The 20106-nt window shown below is 37.7% G+C and carries 20 protein-coding genes and 2 pseudogenes; 18 read left to right on the top strand and 4 right to left on the bottom strand.

All coding sequences use genetic code 11. From position 1 onward, the window contains the following. Positions 1-3 precede the first annotated feature (3 nt). Positions 4-663 (top strand): redox-sensing transcriptional repressor Rex, encoded by a 660-nt coding sequence (locus tag AC1DUW_RS01220; protein ID WP_053348957.1) that lies wholly within the window; start codon positions 4-6, stop codon positions 661-663. A 27-nt stretch (positions 664-690) separates the two neighbouring features. On the opposite strand, the gene AC1DUW_RS01215 is transcribed toward AC1DUW_RS01220, so the two are convergent. Next, positions 691-906 (bottom strand): YdiK family protein, encoded by a 216-nt coding sequence (locus AC1DUW_RS01215; protein WP_377444091.1) that lies wholly within the window; start codon positions 904-906, stop codon positions 691-693. Further along, positions 903-1628 (bottom strand): CPBP family intramembrane glutamic endopeptidase, encoded by a 726-nt coding sequence (locus AC1DUW_RS01210; RefSeq protein WP_053348955.1) that lies wholly within the window; start codon positions 1626-1628, stop codon positions 903-905. The genes AC1DUW_RS01215 and AC1DUW_RS01210 overlap by 4 nt, the downstream gene beginning before the upstream one ends. A 336-nt stretch (positions 1629-1964) precedes the next feature. Here AC1DUW_RS01210 and groES point away from each other — a divergent pair, with 336 nt between their 5' ends. Both groES and groL read left to right on the top strand, forming a co-directional pair. Next, positions 1965-2249 (top strand): co-chaperone GroES, encoded by a 285-nt coding sequence (groES, locus tag AC1DUW_RS01205; RefSeq protein WP_053348954.1) that lies wholly within the window; start codon positions 1965-1967, stop codon positions 2247-2249. A 59-nt stretch (positions 2250-2308) separates the two neighbouring features. Next, on the top strand, positions 2309-3946 hold the full coding sequence (groL, locus tag AC1DUW_RS01200; protein ID WP_053348953.1) for a chaperonin GroEL: 1638 nt from the start codon (positions 2309-2311) through the stop codon (positions 3944-3946). Between the two features lie 93 nt (positions 3947-4039). Here the strand turns inward: groL and AC1DUW_RS01195 are convergent, their stop codons facing one another. Both AC1DUW_RS01195 and AC1DUW_RS01190 read right to left on the bottom strand, forming a co-directional pair. Further along, the gene (locus tag AC1DUW_RS01195) at positions 4040-4630 is read right to left on the bottom strand and encodes a site-specific integrase (RefSeq protein WP_477641880.1); all 591 of its coding nucleotides are present in this window, start codon (positions 4628-4630) and stop codon (positions 4040-4042) included. 35 nt (positions 4631-4665) lie between these two features. Then, positions 4666-5022, bottom strand: a complete 357-nt coding sequence (locus tag AC1DUW_RS01190; RefSeq protein WP_477641831.1) for a tyrosine-type recombinase/integrase — start codon at positions 5020-5022, stop codon at positions 4666-4668. Positions 5023-5316: 294 nt separating this feature from the next. Here AC1DUW_RS01190 and AC1DUW_RS01185 point away from each other — a divergent pair. The 15 genes and pseudogenes from AC1DUW_RS01185 to AC1DUW_RS01115 all read left to right on the top strand — a co-directional run. Continuing rightward, a pseudogene (locus AC1DUW_RS01185) lies at positions 5317-5511 on the top strand (cystatin-like fold lipoprotein); the annotation flags it as partial. 961 nt (positions 5512-6472) lie between these two features. Continuing rightward, positions 6473-7639 carry an ROK family transcriptional regulator gene (locus AC1DUW_RS01180; protein ID WP_053348952.1) on the top strand — a complete coding sequence of 389 codons (1167 nt, stop codon included), beginning with the start codon at positions 6473-6475 and terminating at the stop codon, positions 7637-7639. A gap of 2 nt (positions 7640-7641) precedes the next feature. Then, positions 7642-8634, top strand: a complete 993-nt coding sequence (locus tag AC1DUW_RS01175) for an asparaginase (protein WP_053348951.1) — start codon at positions 7642-7644, stop codon at positions 8632-8634. 173 nt (positions 8635-8807) lie between these two features. Then, positions 8808-10370: a glutathione ABC transporter substrate-binding protein gene (locus AC1DUW_RS01170; protein WP_053348950.1), complete on the top strand. Its 1563-nt coding sequence runs from the start codon at positions 8808-8810 to the stop codon at positions 10368-10370. 115 nt (positions 10371-10485) lie between these two features. Next, positions 10486-11406, top strand: coding sequence for an ABC transporter permease (locus tag AC1DUW_RS01165; protein ID WP_053348949.1), 921 nt, complete (start codon positions 10486-10488; stop codon positions 11404-11406). A gap of 15 nt (positions 11407-11421) precedes the next feature. Further along, positions 11422-12315, top strand: a complete 894-nt coding sequence (locus AC1DUW_RS01160) for an ABC transporter permease (protein WP_152952417.1) — start codon at positions 11422-11424, stop codon at positions 12313-12315. Between the two features lie 10 nt (positions 12316-12325). Next, positions 12326-13324: an ABC transporter ATP-binding protein gene (locus tag AC1DUW_RS01155; RefSeq protein WP_053348948.1), complete on the top strand. Its 999-nt coding sequence runs from the start codon at positions 12326-12328 to the stop codon at positions 13322-13324. Next, entirely contained in the window at positions 13317-14138 is an 822-nt protein-coding gene (locus tag AC1DUW_RS01150) for an ABC transporter ATP-binding protein (protein ID WP_083450977.1), read from the top strand. Before AC1DUW_RS01155 ends, AC1DUW_RS01150 begins: the two co-directional genes overlap by 8 nt. Before the next feature lie 110 nt (positions 14139-14248). Beyond that, positions 14249-15637: a leucyl aminopeptidase family protein gene (locus AC1DUW_RS01145; RefSeq protein WP_053348947.1), complete on the top strand. Its 1389-nt coding sequence runs from the start codon at positions 14249-14251 to the stop codon at positions 15635-15637. 61 nt (positions 15638-15698) lie between these two features. After that, a complete protein-coding gene (locus AC1DUW_RS01140) occupies positions 15699-16988 on the top strand; it encodes an alpha-L-fucosidase (RefSeq protein ID WP_477641830.1) in 1290 nt (429 codons plus the stop codon). A 194-nt stretch (positions 16989-17182) separates the two neighbouring features. Further along, complete coding sequence (locus tag AC1DUW_RS01135; RefSeq protein WP_053348945.1) at positions 17183-18151, top strand: ROK family glucokinase; 969 nt, start codon at positions 17183-17185, stop codon at positions 18149-18151. Continuing rightward, positions 18148-18822 (top strand): copper homeostasis protein CutC, encoded by a 675-nt coding sequence (locus tag AC1DUW_RS01130; protein ID WP_053348944.1) that lies wholly within the window; start codon positions 18148-18150, stop codon positions 18820-18822. Before AC1DUW_RS01135 ends, AC1DUW_RS01130 begins: the two co-directional genes overlap by 4 nt. 18 nt (positions 18823-18840) lie before the next feature. Further along, positions 18841-19075 (top strand): annotated as a pseudogene (locus tag AC1DUW_RS01125) (TCP-1/cpn60 chaperonin family protein); the annotation flags it as partial. A gap of 137 nt (positions 19076-19212) precedes the next feature. Further along, on the top strand, positions 19213-19410 hold the full coding sequence (locus AC1DUW_RS01120; protein ID WP_236695052.1) for a site-specific integrase: 198 nt from the start codon (positions 19213-19215) through the stop codon (positions 19408-19410). Positions 19411-19434: 24 nt separating this feature from the next. Continuing rightward, positions 19435-19761: a site-specific integrase gene (locus tag AC1DUW_RS01115; RefSeq protein ID WP_053348942.1), complete on the top strand. Its 327-nt coding sequence runs from the start codon at positions 19435-19437 to the stop codon at positions 19759-19761. Positions 19762-20106: the final 345 nt, after the last annotated feature.

Genomic DNA, 20106 nt, shown 5'->3' with positions numbered 1-20106 from the left:
ACGATGAACCATGACCCAAAGATACCGCAGGCAACGGCCAAAAGGTTGCCCTTATATTATCGATTTTTAAAGAACTTACATTCCTCAGGTAAGCAAAGAGTATCCTCGGCAGAGCTTAGCGAAGCTGTAAAAGTTGATTCGGCTACAATTCGCCGTGATTTTTCCTACTTTGGCGCGCTTGGAAAAAAGGGCTACGGCTATAATGTGAATTATTTACTATCCTTCTTCAGAAAAACACTAGATCAAGATGAATTGACAAAAGTCGCTTTAATTGGAGTAGGGAATTTAGGGACCGCTTTTTTAAATTACAATTTTTTGAAAAATAATAATACAAAAATTGAAATGGCATTTGAAGTTTCTGAAGATAAGGTTGGAAAGCGAATTGCTGATGTACCAATCTATCATATGGACCAAATAGATACCCTTTTGCAGGAAAATAATATTACAGCAGCTATTTTGACAGTACCTGCCCAAGTGGCTCAAACGATAACCGATCGTTTAGTTAAAGCTGATATTAAAGGAATATTGAATTTCACTCCTGCTCGGCTGACTGTACCGCCGTCTATAAGAGTTCACCATATTGACCTGGCCGTAGAGCTTCAGTCTCTCATCTACTTTTTAAAGCATTATCCTGTGGTAGAAGAAGTTGCATTAGAGGAATAAAAAAACGCTGCGTCTTCGCAGCGTTTTTTATTTTTTCTTCTTATTGTTTGCGGATTTAATTTTAAAGTGCAGCATGATCATACGTAACCCTGACCCAAAGTCAAGAGTTGCAATAAGTACGAGTATGTAGGCAAAGATTCCCCATCCTGATGAATTGACAGTTTGGATTGCGATAGCCGTAAAAAGGGCTCCTAAGGCTGTATAGATGATACCGATAAATAGTGGTGATTGACGACGTTTCATAATAAACCTCCGATAAAGGCCTGTGCAGTATCTAGCATTTTCTCAATATCTTCTCTATATAACACTTGAAGGATGATAACAAGGGTATTCATTGCAATATGTGCCACCATCGACACAAGGATACGACCTGTTTGCGCATAAAGAAATGCAAAGGTGAAGCCCATTGCTGTATATAAAAGAAGATGTTCGAGTTCACCATGCGCCAAGCCGAAAATAACTGAGCTGATTAAAGCTGAAATAAAGAAATTAAAGCGTTTATTAAGTGACCCGAAAATGATTTTCCGGAAAAGGATTTCTTCCAAAATAGGTCCAATTACTGAAGTCACGAAAATGACCATTGGGACTTCGTATATGAGTGAAATAAGATTCTGCGTATTTTCAGATTCAGACTTCACCCCGAACATTTGTTCAATGCTTCCAGCTAAGCTTTGAGCAATAAGAGCCAGAAATACACCTGCTATCGCCCACAATATAGACGTAGGGATTGAAGCTTGATTACGTGTGTCTATTCTTTCCCTCATATCTTTTCTCATCAAAATTAAAATCAGTGTTAGAGCTGCGAGAAAGCTGAATACAATCCAGTATGCTGCCGCTTTAACTTTGAGTTCATCAGCAGGCATTTCGCTTAAAGATCCAATCAGCATGAAAATAGGCATCCCAACAATACTGGATAATTGCATGGCTATGTAAGTGATGATGACGAACCAATATTCTTTTTTCAAAAATGAAAACTCCTTTTATTTAGTCCGCCATTTCTCTTATAACGGTCCTGACATGGGGACAATCTCTAAACGTATACTCCAAAATGGTATCAAATAATGAGACAGAACTCCACTTAAACGTACGCATAAGAGAACATTTCATCTCCTTTGTTAAAAGAAACATTATCTTAAAGTAGTATACCCGGAATTTATCAGAAATTAATAAAAAATTTTCGATAAGATACTTGCAAAAAAGGCTCGGTTTATTTAATATTATAAATGTGTTAGCACTCGATGATGAAGAGTGCTAATAATCATAAAGCAAATTATCAAGAGAATATGAGGAGGTTGTTTCACTTGTTAAAACCATTAGGTGATCGCGTTATTATTGAACTAGTTCAATCTGAAGAAAAAACGGCAAGCGGTATTGTTCTTCCTGATACTGCAAAAGAAAAGCCACAAGAAGGTAAGGTCGTAGCAGTTGGTACAGGCCGTGTTCTTGAAAATGGCGAACGTGTTGCTTTAGAGGTTGCCCAAGGCGATCTAATTATCTTCTCAAAATATGCTGGTACTGAAGTGAAATACGAAGATACTGAATACTTAATTTTACGTGAAAGCGACATTTTAGCTGTTATTGGCTAATTATACATCATACTTAACTGAACGAAAATTTTCTTAAAATTTTAGGGAGGTACTTATAAATGGCTAAAGAAATTAAATTTAGTGAAGAAGCACGCCGCTCAATGCTTCGTGGTGTGGACGCACTTGCAGATGCAGTTAAAGTAACGCTTGGACCAAAAGGTCGTAACGTGGTTCTTGAGAAAAAATTCGGTTCACCGCTTATCACAAATGACGGTGTAACAATCGCTAAAGAAATCGAATTAGAAGATGCATTCGAAAACATGGGTGCGAAATTGGTTGCTGAAGTAGCAAGCAAAACAAACGACGTAGCTGGTGACGGTACAACTACTGCAACGGTTCTAGCGCAAGCAATGATCCGTGAAGGTCTTAAAAACGTAACAGCTGGTGCTAACCCAATGGGTATCCGTAAAGGAATTGAAAAAGCGGTTAATACTGCAATTGCAGAATTAAAAGCCATTTCTCAACCTGTTGAAAACAAAGAATCGATTGCACAAGTTGCTGCTATCTCTTCAGCTGATGAAGAAGTAGGACAACTGATTGCTGAAGCTATGGAACGTGTTGGTAACGACGGCGTCATTACAATCGAAGAGTCTAAAGGTTTCACAACTGAATTGGACGTTGTAGAAGGTATGCAGTTCGACCGTGGATATGCTTCCCCTTACATGGTTACAGATTCAGATAAAATGGAAGCTGTTTTAGACAATCCATATATCTTAATCACGGATAAAAAAGTAACGAATATCCAAGAAATCCTTCCTGTACTTGAGCAAGTTGTTCAACAAGGAAAACCACTATTATTGATTGCTGAAGATGTAGAAGGCGAAGCGCTTGCAACTCTTGTTGTGAACAAACTTCGTGGAACATTCAATGCAGTTGCGGTTAAAGCTCCTGGATTCGGTGATCGTCGTAAAGCAATGCTTGAAGACATCGCAGCTCTTACAGGCGGCGAAGTAATCACTGAAGAAATCGGACTTGACCTTAAATCTGCAACAATCGAATCTTTAGGACGTGCGTCTAAAGTGGTTGTTACAAAAGAAAACACAACTATCGTTGAAGGATCTGGAGATACAGCTCAAATTCAAGCTCGTGTAAACCAAATCCGTGTTCAATTAGAAGAAACAACTTCTGAATTCGACCGTGAAAAATTACAAGAACGCCTTGCTAAATTAGCTGGTGGTGTAGCAGTAATCAAAGTCGGTGCAGCTACTGAAACAGAATTAAAAGAACGTAAACTTCGTATTGAAGATGCATTGAACTCTACTCGTGCTGCTGTTGAAGAAGGTATCGTAGCCGGTGGTGGTACAGCTCTTCTAAACGTATACAATAAAGTGGCAGAAATTCAAGCGGAAGGCGACGTAGCAACAGGCGTGAAAATCGTTCTTCGTGCTATCGAAGAGCCTGTACGCCAAATCGCTCACAATGCTGGACTTGAAGGCTCTGTAATCGTAGAACGCCTTAAAGGTGAAGCAGTTGGAACTGGCTTCAATGCAGCTACTGGCGAATGGGTTAACATGATCGCATCTGGTATCGTGGATCCTACTAAAGTAACTCGTTCAGCTCTACAAAACGCTGGTTCTGTTGCTGCAATGTTCTTAACAACAGAAGCTGTTGTTGCTGACAAACCAGAACCTGCTGGCGCTGGTGGCATGGGCATGCCTGATATGGGTGGCATGGGCGGAATGGGCGGCATGATGTAATTTGATCTATAAAACCCTTATATATTAAGGGTTTGTAGGTAGAAACATCATTTTAGGTGCCGAAAAAGTGCCCGAACCAATCCGAAATTAAAATTAGAGGCTTCTCATTAGTTGAGCAAACTTTTGAGAAGCTTCTTTTTTTCGGTCTTTTGTAATGTGTAAATAAACTTGTGTAGTTGTTTCATCTTCTGTGTGACCAAGTCGATCCATAATTTGAAGTAATTCAACACCAGCTTCTGCTAACAAAGATGTATGGGTGTGTCTTAAGGAGTGAGGTGTTAATCGTTTGTTAATAGCTCGCGTTTTTGTTAACAAGCTTTCCATTCGATTTTCTATAGTCTTAATAAAATGTGGATAACCGAAATAAGGAGCATTTAATCTTCCAAAAACAAAATCTTTATCATAATACTCTTTGCCAACTTGTAGTTTGATTTCTTTTTGCTTCAATCTATGTTTATGGAGGGGATTAATAACTTCATCTTCCACATCAATCTTACGTATTGAACCGTTAGTCTTGGGAGGAAGCAATTTATAATCTTTGGTATTATTTCTTGGATTATAGTAGGTCTTTGTAATATTGATCGCATTTTCTTCAAAATCAATGTCTTTCCACTTAAGTGCTACTAATTCACTAGCTCTAAGGCCTGTCCAGGATAACGTTAAAAAAATTACATAGTCATCAATTTCACCCTGTGTTTTGGCTGTATCTAAGAATGTCTTTAACTCATATTTTTTAAAAATTCATCTTCGACTTTCTTATTTTCAATATCCTCAACTGTCTTTTTATCTTTCGGAATGAAAGCATACTCTGTTGGATCAGCTAATAATAGGTCTTGTTCCATTGCTCTTTTATATATCATCCTTGCTGTTCCGTGTATACCAGAAATGGTATTATGAGCAAGCTGTTCTTTCTTCTTCAAATCATTTAATGCATTTTGATACATTCTTTTAGTAATATCTTTGATCTTATATTTAGCAAAATAGCGATTTAAATGCCCAATTTCATGGTTTCTAACACGGATAGTACTAATCTTTACATCTGTTTCACTATAGACATCAAGCCAGTCTTCTGTCACTTCTTCAAAAGTTAAATTTGTATCTTCAAATTTTTTACCACTTGTTTTACGCTCGAATTCTTTAAGAGCATCTTTCTGTTTAATAAATCCTTTTTTAACAATTCACCGGCGGTTTCCTATTTGAGGATCTATTCCATTCTCCACTACGCACATCCATCTTTCGCCTTTTTTGGTTTGATATTTCCTTACATAAGCCATCTATACCATCTCCTTATAGTTATACAAGAATAAAAGGTTCTTTTCTTTCGTTAGGTAATAGTTGCAATACTTCCTCGATGTCAGGAAGCTGGATAGTATATTCAATTTGCTTTTTATATGGATGATCCAGATCGTGAACTTACTCCATATTATTATTATGAAAAGCTTGGAAATTCGTATGAAGAAATGAGTGAGATGCCGGGAAGTGGAGAAGGTGACCGATTAGGATTGGATATGAAAAAGCCAGATTATGAAGAAGTTAAGGGGAAAGAAACAAAGTTAGAAGAGTAGACACAATGTTGTCTACTCTTTTTTTTGTGTTTAGGCTGTTAGATAATAAAGCATTTAATTTAAAATCATAACACGTTTAAATATATAAAAATAAAGCATTGTTTAAATCTATGTGTTTATTTAACAATCGTTAGCAATAGGTAAGCGTTTGAAGTTATCTCCGGCTTTTCTCCTACTCCGCATGGAATATGGTAGTTTCCCATCGTTCCGTACTCCATCTAGTGATATGTACTAGTTTATAAGTTCCATGTTACTCATGGTATAAGATTGATTCCATTCCGCATTTTTCGCTGTACTTGTTAATCTTTTGAACCATTGTTGGAGTAATACCAAGCTACACCATATTAATGAGCTTAATCAATCAACGCAAAAAGCAAATGCCCACTTTTCAAAAAATTGAGTACATTCCGACCCAGGTGTTAACAATGAGAATTAGAAACATTATGAAAGCGAAAGAGATTCTTCTTCAAGGAGACTGAAAAAGGGAAACTTAAAAAAAGATATCCATGTTGAAGTTACTAAAAACGTTCCTGCGTCGATTTTGCTACGCCATGATACTAATAACTGGTATTGATATTTTTTTTTAATAATCTCTTATGTATACCCCTTTAGTAGCCAAACAAGTTTCTGTTAAAGGGGTATTTTATTCATTTTTAGACAATCAGTTATGCGAAAAATACTAAAAAGTTATCCGCTACAAAGTTTTTTTCCAGAACCTGAAAACCTGAATAAAGCAGTATATTAACTAAAACGCATTGCATTAAATAAAGTTACTGAATGTTTTGAATGACAGAATATTCTTGACGGTAATAAAAGTATAAATTATAATTTATTTACATCATGGAAGAAACTAAATTGATTTTAATCTATTATCAAGGATAATTAGCATTAATAGTGGTTTATTCCGTCGGAAAACAATAAAATTCTCATTTATTAATTACATGATGTTAGGAAGGTGAATATGAGAGTCAAAGATCAGCATTTTTTAAAAAAGCAGAATCAGAGTTTGGTTCTGGAATACATAATCCAAAATGGACCAATCTCCAGAGCCGAGATTGCCAAACATATGGCCATGAGTCCAACGTCAGCTTCCCGAATTGTTGCCTCATTACAAGGCGAGCAGCTCATTAAAGAGGTGTATTTGCATACAGACGAAGTAGGACGAAAAGCTACTTATTTTATGGCTAATGAGCATTCAGTTATATTTGTTGGGATTGAAATTGATGTAGGGGTTGTTCGGGTTGGCTTGATGAATCTGATAGGTGAGTTAATCATCGTACGTTCGTTCCAAACTGAAACAGATCATTATGATCATGTGGTTGAGTTTATCGGGCAGATGGTAAATGATTTGATTATTGAACAAAACATTGGTAAAGATCGTATTGCTGGTGTTTGTGTAGGACTGCCGGGACTAATAGACAATGAAAAAGGTACCGTGGGGTTCTCGGCCCAGTTTAACTGGAAGAATGTTCCTCTTAAACAAATACTGGAACAAAAATTAGACTGCGAGGTTTTTATTGATAACGAGTTAAAGTTAAAAGCTTTGGCCGAGTATGTGAGTGCGTCCCTTCCTTACAAGAACGTCGTGATGCTTGGATTTGGTAAAGGAGTTGGCTCGGCTCTTATCACAGATGGCGAGATATATCGCGGTACAAATAATATGTCGGGTGAGATCGGCCATATGACCCTAGATCCTTACGGTGCATATTGTCCATGCGGTAATTTTGGTTGTTTGCAAACATACATAGCCATCGACTTTTTACTTGATGAAGCATCAAAATCACGACCAATGGATAGTATAGACGAGTTGGTAGCGGCGTACAAGAAAAAAGAGAAGTGGGCCGTCAATATCCTGGAAAAGGCATCTACCTATGCGGGATTAGCGATCAAAAATGTTGTCTGTGCGTATAATCCGGATGCGGTTTTTTTGTCAGGCAGTTTAATAGAAGAATACCCGGAAATAGCAGAATTGGTAATAGAGAAACATTCAAACAGCACTTTGTTCCCAGAATCATATTCATATGAATTACATGTTACTCAAATGAAAGGGATTGGTGTTGTGAAAGGTGCAGCACTTAGTGTGCAACGGAAATTAATTAAAAATTTTAATTTTAAGGGTGGTTCTTAAATATGGAATATCCTGTCATTGCGGAGGAATTCAGAAATCATCAATTGGAAAATGTACATCAAGGTGTCATATGTATTGTCAATGAAAACAAAGAGGTAATTTATCAGAAAGGAGATAGTAACCAACCGATATTTTATAGATCTGCAATGAAACCAATTCAGGCAATCCCAGTTTTCACAACAGATATTATTAATAAATACAATCTCACCGATGAGGAAGCAGCATTATTCATGGCTTCTCAAAGAGGGGAGAAATACCATCAGGAAGCACTTATTCGTGTGAAAGAAAAACTGGATATTGTGGAAGATCATTTAGTTTGTGCAAGCAGTTATCCTTTAAATGAAGCACCAAAAATGGAATACATATTAGCAAAAAAACCAAAACGAAGATTGCTGCATAATTGTGCTGGAAAACATTTGGGATTCATGGGGTATACAAAGGTGAAAGGTCTGAGTCAAGAAGGATATGAGCGACCGGACAATCCTTTACAAAAAAAGGTATTGCATTATTTGTCAGAATTATCGGAAGTCCCAATTAACGAAATCAAACTGGGAACAGATGGTTGCGGAGTACCTGTTCATGCCGTTCCACTTAAGAATATGGCAATCTCTTATTTGAAATTTGTCAGACCTGAATTGATAGAGGATCAAGTAGCAAGAGATGCTGTTATTAATATCGGTGAGATCATGAATGCTCACCCCAACATTATTGCTTCACATGATTTTATATGCAGTGTTTTATTAAAAGATAGAAATATTATTGCAAAAGGGGGCGCTCAAGGGGTTTATTGTCTTGCATTAAGAGAGGAAAAGATAAGTATTGCATTGAAGGTCCTAAGCGGGACTGAATTGATTTGGCCATTATTAGTTGCAGAAATTCTTAAAAAGCTGAATTACCAAAATGAAGAAACGATTCATGCTTTGTTGCAATTAAAACCAGATACTATTTTGAATGATGATGGGGTCGTTGTCGGAAAAACAAAAATATACTTATAAAATGCATGAGTGCACCGTGTAGTTGCTGCGGAAATTGACAAAAACACTGCATAATATTTCAAAGTGCAGCATAAAGCGGTGTCAAAGATTGCGTGGGAGTATAGTGAATCTTTAAATTCGCAAGTCTTAAGCAAAACAAAACAAATAAAAATTCAAGTTATAAAGGAGAAAATATGAGAAAATTTTCCGTTTTAGTACTTATACTGACTCTTGCACTATTTAGTGCAGCGTGTAGCAGTAACAATGCAAGTTCAACTGATAAATCAGGAAAAACAAAGAGTGACAAGGAAATTACCATTGTGATCGACCAAAACTTTATAACGCTTGATCCGCACAATGCAGGGGATACGGTATCGATCTATGGAATCCGTTCCATGTACGAAGGTTTGGTTGGTTTTGATAAGGACATGAGTATTGTTCCTGCCTTGGCCGAGTCATACGAAATTAGTAAAGATGGATTAACATATACGTTTAAATTGCGTGAAGGTGTGACATTCCATGATGGAGAACCATTCAATGCTGATGCAGTAAAGGCCAACTACGATCGTATTATGGATGATGCAAATAATTTAAGTGCAAAACGCAGTTTGAAATTTGTTGATTCGATGGACATTATTGGTGATTATGAGGTTGCCTTTAAACTGAAAGAACCTTTTAGTGCCATGATTAATAAGTTCGGGATGGTACCGATGATTAGCCCGAAAGCCATCGAAGAAGGAACAAAATATATTGAAGCAAATCCTGTTGGAACAGGAACATTCAAATTTGTTGAATGGAAACAAGGTAAAACTCTTGAAGTTGAAAAATATGCAGATTACTGGGGCGGGGATCAAACAAATGTAGAAAAAGTGAAATTCAGTCCAGTTCCAGAAAATGGTTCACGTGTAGCGATGTTAAAAACAGGTGAAGCTGATTTTGTATACCCAATGCCACAGCAAAATGTAAAAGAATTTAAAAATAGTAAGGATGCAACGATTGAAGAAACACCATCCACAATTGTAAGATATGTATCCATAAACACATTTAAGGATCCATACAAGGATTTAAAGGTTCGTCAAGCAATGAACTTAGCTGTTGACAAAAAAGCCTATATTCAAGTTGTAAAAAATGGTTTTGGACATGTTCTTGATTCGACAATGGCTCCAGAAACACAATATTATGCAAAACAGAAATCATATGAATTTAACGTTAAAAAGGCAAAAGAACTGTTAAAAGAAGCTGGTTTTGAAAATGGATTTGAATCAGAGATTTGGGGTAATACAAGTTCCGAATCTGTTAAAGGTATGGAATTCATTAAGCAGCAATTAGCACAAATAGGCATTGACGTTACGATTAAGTCGATGGAGGAAGGAACTTTGTCAGACGAAATTTACACACCGGAAAAACCTGAGGATGCGAAGGTACAAATGTGGTATGTTAGCTGGTCACCTTCATCAGGTGATGCTGACGGTGCAACCCGTGGTCTATTCAGCAGTGAGTACTTCCCGCCAAATGGTGCAAACACTGCTTACTATGATAATGACAAAGTATCAAACTGGATTAAAGAAGCAAATGCTTCAGCAGATCCGAAAGAGCAAGAAAAAATCTATAATGATATTCAACGTACTGTTTATCAAGATGCACCTTGGATTTTCCTTGCTTCAGATGTTAACTTGGCAGGACACAGTAATAACCTAGAAGGTGTATATGTTGCACCGGATGGAGTTATCAATATTTCAAAAGCACAAATGAAATAGGAAATTTTTTAGGAATATACTGTCATTCAGTAATGATCAGATTCTCAATAACAACAACCAAAAAAAGGGCTTATGAAAGTAAGCCCTTTCTTCACTCATTGGAGGTGTGTTTCTATTGTGGCAATATATAGTAAAGCGTCTGGTTAGTCTTATCCCATTACTCCTTGTTGTTTCATTTATTGTCTTCATGTTTATTCACATTATACCTGGTGACCCGGCACGACTTTTAGCTGGGAAAGATGCAACTGCGGAAGAAGTGGAAATGGCAAGAGCAAGCTTGGGGTTGGATAAGCCGTTATATGAACAGTATTTTGTATATTTAAAAGACACGCTTACTGGTGATATGGGTTATTCGGTAAAATCAGGTGCGGCGGTTAGTGAATTGATTGGTGATCGGATTTTACCAACCTTGGGTCTAACCTTTTTAAGTATTATATGGGCACTTGTCGTTGGAATCTTAATTGGAGTCATTTCTGCTGTATTTCGAAATAAATGGCTGGATCACCTCGGAATGTTTATAGCTGTATCTGGTATTTCACTTCCAAACTTTTGGGTTGGCCTTGTTCTTATTCAATTATTTTCTGTACAACTCGGTATTTTTCCAACAGGAGGAGCAGAAGGCTGGAAAAGCTACATTATGCCTTCTTTCGCTTTAGGAGCGGGTATTATGGCAATGATTGCCAGGTTTACACGATCATCCCTTGTTGAGAGTATGAAACAGGATTATATCCGCATGGGGCGTGCAAAAGGATTGGGCAGCCGCCAGATTATTTTTGGACATGGCTTAAAGAACTCATTAATTCCGGTTGTAACAGTTGCCGGACTGCAGTTTGGCTTTTTACTCGGTGGTTCCGTTGTGGTTGAGACTGTATTCAGTTTTCCGGGACTTGGAACTTTATTGATTGACTCGATTCAATTTCGTGACTATCCGGTAGTTCAAGCTGAAATATTATTGTTCGCATTTCAGTTTATTGTAGTTAATATGATCATCGACATTGCGTACAGTTATTTGAATCCAAAAATTCGGTATGAGTAAGGAGGGAAAATGATGATGAGCAATCTTCAAACAGAAACAATTACAATGGAACAAATGAAAACTAATAAGGATAATCGCTTCCTTCAATTTTGGCGATTATTTCGTCGGAAAAAGCCTGCGGCCATATCTTTCTATTTTATTTTGTTCTTGTTTATTATGATGATCATCGGTCCATTTGTTACACCCTATGATGCGGCAGAACCTAATTATACAAGTGTTCTGGAGACACCTTCTGCAAGCCATTTGTTTGGAACGGATGAATATGGACGTGATATTTTAAGCAGAATCATCGCGGGAGCAAGAATCTCGCTTTCGGTCAGTTTTTGCGCAGTTACACTCGGTGCGATTGTTGGAAGTATTTTAGGATTGATCAGTGGATTTATTGGTAAAAGGGTAGATAAATTGATTATGCGTACTTGTGACGTACTTTTTGCTTTTCCTGAATTGATTTTGGCAATTGGGATCGTTGCTATTTTAGGACCTGGTTTAAAAAATGTTATTATTGCGGTTGCATTTTTCAGTGTTCCTTCTTTTGCAAGGATTGTTCGTGGGGCAACGTTGGAAGTGAAGGAAATGCTTTTCGTTGAAGCAGAAGAATCACTTGGTGCAAGCCGGTTGCGGATCATGTTAAAACATGTATTCCCGGAGACATTACCGACCATTATTGTTTATTATACGATGAATGTTGGGACAGCCATCTTGGCAGCAGCAAGTTTGAGCTTTTTAGGTTTGGGTGCGGAGCCTTCTTCACCTGACTGGGGGGCAATGTTAAGTGTTTCAAGAGATTATATTGGTACCGCCTTCCATATAGTATTTTTCCCTGGTTTAATTATTTTCTTAACCGTTTTGGCTTTTAATCTATTAGGTGATGGATTAAGAGAAATGCTCGATCCGAAAATGAAAGACTAGGAGGGTTTATATGCCGGATTTACTTGAAGTAAAAAATCTTAAAACAGGTTTTCATACTGAAAATGGATTCTTGCCAGTCGTACATGGTATCAGCTTTCATGTCAATCAAGGTGAAATTGTCGGATTAGTTGGTGAATCAGGCAGTGGAAAAAGTGTAACATCTTTATCGATCTTGCGTCTGTTCCATGATACACACGGCGAAATTGTTGATGGCGGAATTTTATATAAAGGGGAAAATATATTAACGTTTTCTGAGAAGAAAATGACGAAATACCGCGGAAAAGAATTGTCAATGATTTTCCAGGAGCCAATGACAGCACTTAATCCTGTATTGAAAATCGGCAAGCAAATGAGGGAAACCATTATTCTTCATTTGGGGATGTCAAAAAAAGAGGCACATCAGTATGCGATTGAAAAACTAAAATCAGTTGGGATCCCACGGGCGGAGCAAGTCATGGAAGACTATCCACATCAACTTTCTGGTGGAATGAGGCAAAGAGTTATTATTGCCATGCAAATCTCATGTAACCCTTCTTTACTTATTGCTGATGAGCCGACCACTGCGTTGGATGTAACGATTCAGGCGCAAATTTTGAAATTGATGGAAGAAATTCAAGAAAAAACGAATATGGGCATTTTACTTATTACACATGATCTCGGTGTTGTAGCCGAAATCTGTGATCGAGTCATTGTCATGTATGCCGGGAGAATAGTCGAGGAAGCAACTGCTGTTGAATTGTTTGAAAATCCGAAACATCCATATACAAAAGGGTTGATTGAATCGGCACCGAAAATTGGTTCTAAAAAAGATCGGCTGAATTCCATTACAGGAACAGTTCCAAACCCAAACAATATGCCGAAAGGGTGCAAGTTTGCTCCAAGATGTCCATCAGCCATGCCGATTTGTCATGAAAAAGAACCGGAGTTAATGGCAGATGGTGATCATACAATGAGATGCTGGTTATTTGATGAAGAGGTTGAAAAAAAGGGGGAAATGCAGTATGGGTGATGATATTTTAATAGAAGCAAAAAATATAAAGAAGTATTTCCCGATAAAGACAGGCTGGTTTGAAGAGAAAAAGTACGTTAAAGCGGTAAATGGAATCTCCTTCCATATTAAAAAAGGTGAAACATTGGGACTTGTTGGTGAATCGGGTTGTGGGAAATCAACGACTGGCCGATTGCTCAACGGGCTCATTCCAGTTGATTCTGGATCGATTATATTTAATGGAAAAGACTTGGCAAACGCAAGTAAGAATGAGTGGAAAAAATATCGGCAAAAAATGCAAATGGTTTTCCAGGATCCTTATGCTTCATTAAGTCCGCGGATGAAAATAAAGGATATTTTAAGAGAACCTTTGGATATCCATTTTAAGCACATGTCTTCAATGGAAAAAGATAAAAGGGTAGAAGATCTTCTGGATAAATGCGGTATCAGCAAATTCCATTTGAATAAATATCCGTATGAATTTAGTGGCGGGCAGCGTCAACGGATTGGAATTGCGCGTGCTTTGATTTTACAGCCAGATTTAATCATTGCCGACGAGCCTGTTTCAGCGCTCGATGTCTCAATCCAGTCGCAAGTATTAAATTTAATGAAAGATTTACAGGATGAATATAATTTGACCTATTTATTTATTTCCCATGATTTAAGTGTTGTGGAACATATTAGTGACCGGGTCGGTGTAATGTATTTTGGAAATTTGGTAGAAATAGCAACAAAAGAGGAAATATTCAACAACCCAAAACATGATTACACAAAAACACTATTGTCTTCCATCCCGCAAATGATTCCAAAAGCAAGACGAAAACAAATGAATTAGTATTGTGATTAACCGATAGATTTATAAGTTACCATGCAAGTAGAATCAGTTGGACACGATTTGGATCGGCTGGTTGCTTGTCATATATGATGCAAGTGAGGAGAACGAACATGCATATCAATATCGTACCGATTCATGAAGCTAATGATGACACAGTTTATTTCGAAGAGAAATCATGCACTGAATTTGGTAAAGTGCAGCTCATCCCAAAAGAAAAGGAATTGATTGTATACATTGGAATCCACAAAGATTCTCTCACATTGGAGGATGTCCGCTTTTTGGGTGGAATCTCCCGAAAAAGTCTAAAAAACATGAAAGATGCAACTGTTTCGGTAGAGTTTTCATTGATCATTGATCGGGCAGAGAATCCGGAACTTGGGCAAGTCATCAGCAGTTTTATGGAAGGCTGGTATTTGGCCGAATATCAATTTTCATCATATAAAAGGGTTGAGAAATTAAATCATTTAACAGTGAAATGGGAAGATGAAAGTTTAAGGGAATATGATCATGTAGCTCGTATCAGGGCAAATGCGGTCAATCTTGCCAGGGATTTATGTAATGAACCAGCAAATAAATTAACACCAACTGCATATGCTGAACGTTTAAAACAAGTTTTTAGTGGAACAGATGTATCCGTTAAAGTGATTGACGGAAATGATTTATCAAGTGAAGAATTTACCGGGATTCATACTGTTGCAAAAGGAAGTAGTGAACCTGCAAAACTTGTTGTCCTGACGTTGGCTCGTGATGTAAATCAAGAAAAAATCGCTTTAGTCGGAAAAGGAGTTACATTTGATTCAGGAGGAATAAATGTAAAGACCGGGAAAGATATTGGCGAAATGAAAATGGACATGGGTGGCTCGGCTGCGGTGGTAGGTGCGATGAAGCTGTTGGCTGACTCCAACGCAGCCGCAAATGTTGTTGCCATTTTGCCGCTTGTGGAAAACCTTGCTGACGGAAATGCATTTTTGCCATCAGATGTCATTCGCTATCGAAATGGTTTGCATGTAGAAGTAGGAAATACAGATGCTGAAGGACGTTTGATTCTAGCAGATGGATTGCTATATGCACAATTGCTCGAGGCAAAAACCATTGTTGATATTGCCACATTAACAGGAAGTATCGGAAGTGCACTTGGTTTAAAAGCTGCCGGTGTATTTAGTAATGCTGAATCGGACTTGTGGCATTATAAACAACTGGGTGATCAAACAGGTGACCATGTTTGGCCAATGCCGGTGTTTGATGATTATTTATATTATTTGAAAAGCGATTGTGCGGATGTAAATAATATGAGCAGTTCGCAGTTTGGCGGGGCCATTACGGCTGCTTTATTTTTAAAGCAATTTGTGGAGAACGGGATAAAGTGGGTTCATATCGATATGGCGAATACGGTCCGACCTTGGCGTGAACAGGGCTACTATGTAACCGGCGCATCTGGCTTTGGTGTAAGGTTGTTGTTTGAAATGGTTAGATCGGAATTGGATAAATCACAAATTTGACAATTAGAGGTTGCCTAAGAAAAACAATTATAAAATGAAGGTTTTTTATGGAGGGATAATAATGCAGTTGGATTGGCCAGAACATTATGGTGATCCGTCCTGGTTTATACATGATCGGTTCGGTATGTTTATTCATTGGGGCCTGTATTCTTTACGTGCCAAAGATGAGTGGATTATGACGCAAGAGAAAATTTCGAAAGAAGAATATGAACGATACTTGGAACAATTTGAGGCTGACCTTTTTGATCCAAAGAAATGGGTTCAACATGCTAAGCAAAGTGGCATGAAATATATTGTTTTAACAACGAAACACCACGAAGGGTTTGCCTTATGGGACAGTGMCTATACAGATTACAAAATTACAAACACACCTTACGGAAAAGACGTATTAAAGGAATTCGTGGAAGCATGCCGGGAAGAAGAGATGAAAATAGGATTCTACCATTCCGTCATTGATTGGCACCATGAACATTTTACTATTGACGGGTTGCATCCTGCTAGGGAAGATGAAGCCGTAAAACAAGAAAAAAGAGATATGAAGATTTATCAAAAATATTTGTATAACCAGGTGGAAGAGCTTGTAACCAAATATGGTAAAATTGATTACTTTTGGTTTGACTTCTCATATGGTGACCGAGACTGGGGCTGGTCAAAAGGGAAAGGGGCAGAGGACTGGCGTGCAGAAGAAATTGAAAAATTAATCCTGAAACATCAACCCCAAATTATGATCAATAACCGTCTCGGATTGAATCGTGGTGTGTATACGCCAGAGCAATATCAGCCGACAGGAATTTTAACAACATCCGAAAATAAAAAACGTGTATGGGAAGCTTGTCAAACACTTAACGATCGTTGGACATACAACCCAAATAATTTAAACAGGAAATCAGCGGAAATGATTATCAAATTACTGATTGATACTGTTTCAAAAGATGGCAATTTGCTGATGAATTTTGGCCCGACTGCAAGAGGAAATTTTGATGAGGCATCTACCAAAGTTCTTCAAGAGATTGGGGAATGGATGACCTATCACAAACAGTCCATTTATGGTGCCGGTCCATCCAAATTGGATCCACCTCAAGACTGTCGTTTGACGAAAAAAAAGGACCGACTGTTTATTCATTTATTCTCATGGCCATTTAGAACGATCCATTTAAAAGATTTCCCTTATGAAATTAACTATGCACGTTTTCTGCATGACTATTCAGAGGTTCCGGTAAAACGTTTTGATCCGGAAGATTTACTTCATCATGACCGACCAGTAATTGCCGAAAATGAGGTCGTTTTGGAGTTGCCTGTCATAAAGCCAGACCATGTAGTTCCTGTGATAGAAATCGGTTTAAAAAGATAAAACTCAAATAGCAGAAAAATAACTTCAGCCATCATCAAATCTGGAGTTATTTTTTAGCCTGAAATCATGATTAAACTGAAAATTGATGATCATTTACATATTTTAATTTGATATACAAGAACTTTTGACTGGACTTTGTGGCAGCTTCCTGTTTTACCAGCTAACTGACTATTATATTCTAAAGGATGAACAGCATGGAGCAAAAAATAATTGGAATTGACATTGGTGGAACTTATATCAAAATCGGAATCATAAATTTAAATGGAGAAATATTATCTAAATGGGAAATCGATACAAATAAACAAGATCAGGGAAAACATATTGTACATGAGATATGGACATCGATTCAAAATAAATTAACAGCCTCCGAGCTTGAACATTCGTTTCTTGGTATAGGAATTGGCGTTCCGGGGGTTGTTGATGAAACACAAGGGAAAGTTTTAGAGGCTGTTAATATAGGTTGGAAAAACTATGAATTAAAAAAATACCTCAAAGAGAAAACAGATCTCCCTATTCATGTAGAAAATGATGCGAATACTGCCGCACTTGGGGAATACTGGAGAGATACAGAGAAAAATGATGATATGATTGTTGTAACATTGGGAACAGGGGTAGGAAGCGGAATTATTACTGATGGAAAAATCCTGCGTGGTCATAAAGGTCTAGCTGGAGAAATTGGTCACTTTGTAGTGAACCCCAATGGACACCTGTGTAATTGTGATAGAAGAGGGTGTTTGGAAACCATCGCATCCGCAACGGGAATCGTGCGGGAAGCAATGAAAGTTGTGAACCAGGAACCAACCAGCAGACTGGCAATGCTCTATAAGAAAGACGGTCGTTTAACAGCAAAAGATGTTTTTGATTTAGCCAAAGATAGGGATGCACACAGTATACAGATCATCAATCAATTGAATGATGATTTAGGATTTGTTTTGGCTAATGTAGCGACAATTGTGAACCCTGCCAAGATCTTAATTGGTGGAGGTCTGTCAAAGGCCGGTGATGCTTTCTTAAAACGGATCAGGGCCTCTTTCTGGAAACACTCTTTTGAGTGGATTGGTGAAAATACGAAAATAGAATTTACCAGTTTAGGTAATAATGCTGGAATAATCGGGGCTGCTTATTTAATAAGGAAGGCAGTCTATCAGGAGGCTGTGAAATGATTATTGAGGTAATTGGGACACGTTTGAATGATGTGAAAGAAGCAGAATTATACGGTGCCAATCGGGTGGAGCTTTGTCAAAGTATGTCCGAGTCAGGCCTGACGCCGAGTTATGGTTTAATCAAGTCAGCGGTTGAATTGGTGGACATTCCTATTAATGTTATGGTTCGACCACATAGTGATTCATTTGTTTACGATGAAAATGACCTAAAAGTGATGAATGAAGATATTCGGATGATAAAAAAATTAGGGGCAAATGGTATTGTAATAGGACCCTTAACGAAAGAAGGCACAATTGATGAAGCGGCGCTAAAGATATTACTTGAAGAAGCGAATGGGTTGGAAGTTACTTTCCATCGTGCTTTTGATTTTGTGCAAGATCAACAAGTTGCACTTACCACCATTTTAAAATACGAACAAATTACGACAATATTAACAGCCGGAGGAAACGGAATAGCAACTGAATTCGTATCTAATTTAGTGGCACTTAATGATCGAACAAAAAATACTCATCTAACGATCATGCCAGGGAATGGTCTGCGTGTTAATGAATTAGAGGAATTTCATCAAGAAGTAAAACCAAGAGCTCTCCACTTTGGCGCAGGAGTGAGAATTGGTCATACTTTTGCAAATGGACTGTCGGAGGAGAAGTTAAGGCAGGTTCGGGTGTAGGGGGAATGTCACTTCCCGATAAAAGGTGAAAAAGTTGGCGTTGGATACAATGCAGCAACAAACGAATGGGTAAACATGGTTGAAGCAGGAATCGTTGACCCAACGAAAGTAACACGTTCTGCATTACAAAACGCTGCATCCGTAGCTGTAATTGTTCCTAACTACTGAAGTAGTTGTTGCTGAAAAACCAGAACCAGCTGGTGCTCCTGCAATGCCTGACATGGGCGGCATGGGTATGGGCATGGGAATGTAGGTTTAAGCCACATTAACCCTTCCAAAAATGAATGATTAAAAGCATAATTTTTCACTCTTGTGAGAAGTTGTTATGGAGATAACTTTTTACAGAACCAATAGCCACTTCACAGAATTTTCTGTGGGGTGGTTTTTTTGGTGTTAAAATTTGCATTTCAAGATTTTTTAGACGACAGACGCTTTAAAAATACAACTAAGGTAAACATACGCAATTATCAAATGCTTCTAGGTGAGTTCATCAATTATTGTACTGAGCATGAAGTATTAAATGTGGAAGATGTTAATTACAGCCATATCAAGCAGTATCTGCTGGAATGCCAAGAAAAGGGAAATTAAGCTGGCACCATCAACACCAAACTCATGAGAATCAGAGCACTTTTCAACTACATGGTGGAATGCGAGGTAGTCAAAAAGAATCCGGCACTAAAAGTCCGACGCCAAAAGGAAGATGTGAAAATTGATGGTTTCACTGACGAACAGATAAAACAAATGTTGAATTTTTACAGACGAATCCGAAGACGAGAAAAGCAGTATTTTGCTTACAGAGATTATATTATGATTGTGCTTATTTTGGGAACTGGGATTAGAAGGGGAGAATTAATCAATTTATTGATACCGATATTCGAAGATATACAGCTCCGAAAGGTTGTGGTAGGTGAAGAGGTTATTAAACTATATAGAAATTGAGTAGCAAAAAGTAATACGCCTCAAATGATAAGTAATTTTCCGAATGGATCTTTTATTGAAAGTGAAATCATCCAAATTCGAGCTAGAAAGATAGATAAAGATTACTAGACCCATTGTATATCCATATGTTTGAATTAAATTCCTAAATCTTGACCATATGTACGCATTAGTTCATCGATTAACTCTTTGTGATTGTCCGTTGCAGTTGAAGCAATTGTTACTTTTTCCACTTCCTTCCCTCCATTTCGATTAATTTCTTCTAATTAACTCCAATAGTCAACTTACTAAAATAGGGCTGCGGGCTTAGTAAATAATTAGGCTTAAGTTGGTTTGCCTAATAAATAC

The organism is Peribacillus sp. P4_C12, assembly GCF_056402095.1.
The sequence above is the reverse complement of the archived record's forward strand: the minus strand, read 5'-3'. Positions and strand labels throughout refer to the sequence as shown.

What these genes read in the sequence shown, in the direction of transcription:
- AC1DUW_RS01130 (WP_053348944.1), top strand. Translation starts at nt 18,148, where the DNA reads ATGATTATTGAGGTAATTGGGACACGTTTGAATGATGTGAAAGAAGCA.
- AC1DUW_RS01175 (WP_053348951.1), top strand. Translation starts at nt 7,642, where the DNA reads ATGGAATATCCTGTCATTGCGGAGGAATTCAGAAATCATCAATTGGAA.
- AC1DUW_RS01160 (WP_152952417.1), top strand. Translation starts at nt 11,422, where the DNA reads ATGAGCAATCTTCAAACAGAAACAATTACAATGGAACAAATGAAAACT.
- AC1DUW_RS01150 (WP_083450977.1), top strand. Translation starts at nt 13,317, where the DNA reads ATGGGTGATGATATTTTAATAGAAGCAAAAAATATAAAGAAGTATTTC.
- AC1DUW_RS01220 (WP_053348957.1), top strand. Translation starts at nt 4, where the DNA reads ATGAACCATGACCCAAAGATACCGCAGGCAACGGCCAAAAGGTTGCCC.
- AC1DUW_RS01215 (WP_377444091.1), bottom strand. Translation starts at nt 906, where the DNA reads ATGAAACGTCGTCAATCACCACTATTTATCGGTATCATCTATACAGCC.
- AC1DUW_RS01115 (WP_053348942.1), top strand. Translation starts at nt 19,435, where the DNA reads ATGAGAATCAGAGCACTTTTCAACTACATGGTGGAATGCGAGGTAGTC.
- AC1DUW_RS01145 (WP_053348947.1), top strand. Translation starts at nt 14,249, where the DNA reads ATGCATATCAATATCGTACCGATTCATGAAGCTAATGATGACACAGTT.
- AC1DUW_RS01180 (WP_053348952.1), top strand. Translation starts at nt 6,473, where the DNA reads ATGAGAGTCAAAGATCAGCATTTTTTAAAAAAGCAGAATCAGAGTTTG.
- AC1DUW_RS01135 (WP_053348945.1), top strand. Translation starts at nt 17,183, where the DNA reads ATGGAGCAAAAAATAATTGGAATTGACATTGGTGGAACTTATATCAAA.
- groL (WP_053348953.1), top strand. Translation starts at nt 2,309, where the DNA reads ATGGCTAAAGAAATTAAATTTAGTGAAGAAGCACGCCGCTCAATGCTT.
- AC1DUW_RS01155 (WP_053348948.1), top strand. Translation starts at nt 12,326, where the DNA reads ATGCCGGATTTACTTGAAGTAAAAAATCTTAAAACAGGTTTTCATACT.
- AC1DUW_RS01170 (WP_053348950.1), top strand. Translation starts at nt 8,808, where the DNA reads ATGAGAAAATTTTCCGTTTTAGTACTTATACTGACTCTTGCACTATTT.